The organism is Brevibacterium antiquum CNRZ 918 (assembly GCF_900169145.1).
Lineage (GTDB): Bacteria > Actinomycetota > Actinomycetes > Actinomycetales > Brevibacteriaceae > Brevibacterium > Brevibacterium koreense.
Genome location: NZ_FXZD01000040.1, coordinates 1 through 1,458, shown reverse-complemented (window position 1 = coordinate 1,458; position 1,458 = coordinate 1). Strand labels below are relative to the sequence as shown.

The 1,458-nt window shown below is 61.9% G+C and carries 1 protein-coding gene; it reads right to left on the bottom strand.

Features of this window, described 5'->3' with window-relative positions; translation table 11 throughout:
* Window positions 1-10: 10 nt before the first annotated feature.
* On the bottom strand, window positions 11-1,408 hold the full coding sequence (locus BANT918_RS17095) for an IS30 family transposase (protein WP_418904364.1): 1,398 nt from the start codon (window positions 1,406-1,408) through the stop codon (window positions 11-13).
* Window positions 1,409-1,458: the final 50 nt, after the last annotated feature.

The window sequence follows — 1,458 nt, the reverse complement described above, 5'->3', positions numbered from 1 at the left end:
CAAGGCGGATTCAACTGGTCGTTGCAACACCGGTACTTTCAATCGATTCTAGCTGCTCGGCAAAGACTTCGGCTGGGGTTTTCCAACCGAGGACTTTCCGTGGCCGATTGTTCAGCGAGTAAGCGACAGCCTCGAGCTCTTGGGCTTCCCACCTCGACAGGTCTGTGCCTTTCGGGAAGTATTGCCGCAGCACTCCGTTTGTGTTTTCATTCGTCGGTCTCTGCCACGGCGAATGCGGATCCGCGAAGAACACTTTCGTGCCGGTATCGACCGCGAACCGAGCATGGTCTGATAGCTCCTTGCCCCGGTCCCACGTGATCGTCTTCCGCAACTGCTGCGGCAGGCACGTCATCGACTTCGTCAACGCTGTCGCCATCGCCTGGGCCCCATACCCGGCTAGTGCCGGCCCGTTCTTGATCCGTGGTTGTTGTCCGTACCCGTCGAGCCTGGGTAGGTGCACCAGCAGCGTCGAGCGCGACTTGCGCTCGACGAGCGTGCCGATGGCCGAACGGTTCGTGCCGATGATGAGGTCACCCTCCCAATGCCCAGGCACAGCCCTGTCAGCGGCCTCGGCCGGCCGCTGGGAAATGACCACATCAGCGGTGACATGCCCCTGAGGTTTGCTCTGGGCCCTGGCTCTGGGTTTACGCAGAGACCTCCCGGTCCTCAACGCAGCGACGAGCTCTCGCTTGAGTGCGCCGCGGCCCTCGATGTAGAGCGCCTGGTAGATCGCTTCGTGACTGATTCGCATAGCACCATCATCGGGGAACTCGAGCTTCAACCGTTGCGAGATCTGTTCCGGACTCCACGCGATCGACCAAGCCCGGTCTCCACGATGGGGCTTGTTCCGGCCCTTCCACGCCGCGACCGCCGGCCCGGCAACCACGGTACCGTCTGGTAGACACACACGACCATCGAGATGCTCCTGAACATAGGCGCGCAATCGGGGGTTCTTCACCAGCTTTGCGGTCTTCGGTCGACGCGCCATCAGCTCAGACTTCCACTGCGCGACGGATGCCCGATAGTGTAGCTTCCCGGCCCGAGTTGCTGCATTGCGGCGCAGTTCGCGCGAGACTGTCGAGGCGTCACGGCCGAGTCTCCTCGCGATCTCGCGAACACCTACGTTCTGAGTACGTAGCAACGCGATTTCCTCGCGCTCAACGAAGGACAGATACCGGCCACCGGGCTCGACGAGTGTGATCGTTGCCATACCACCACCTTGGCGGAACCACCGCGCCCCGACAGCCTGCGACACTCCAACCGCGGCACCAGCATCCTCTGAGGAGGCACCGATTGCGACCTCTTTCCAGAACTGGCGCTCGACACTGCGCCTGCTCTTCGGGGCTCCTGGTGAGATCATCGGGTTCCTGCCTGTCAGCCCCTTCAGCCACCCTGCTGGTCGTCCCATGGTCGTCCTTTCTCTCAAGGTGTTGCAACGACCAGTTGAATCCGCCCAAT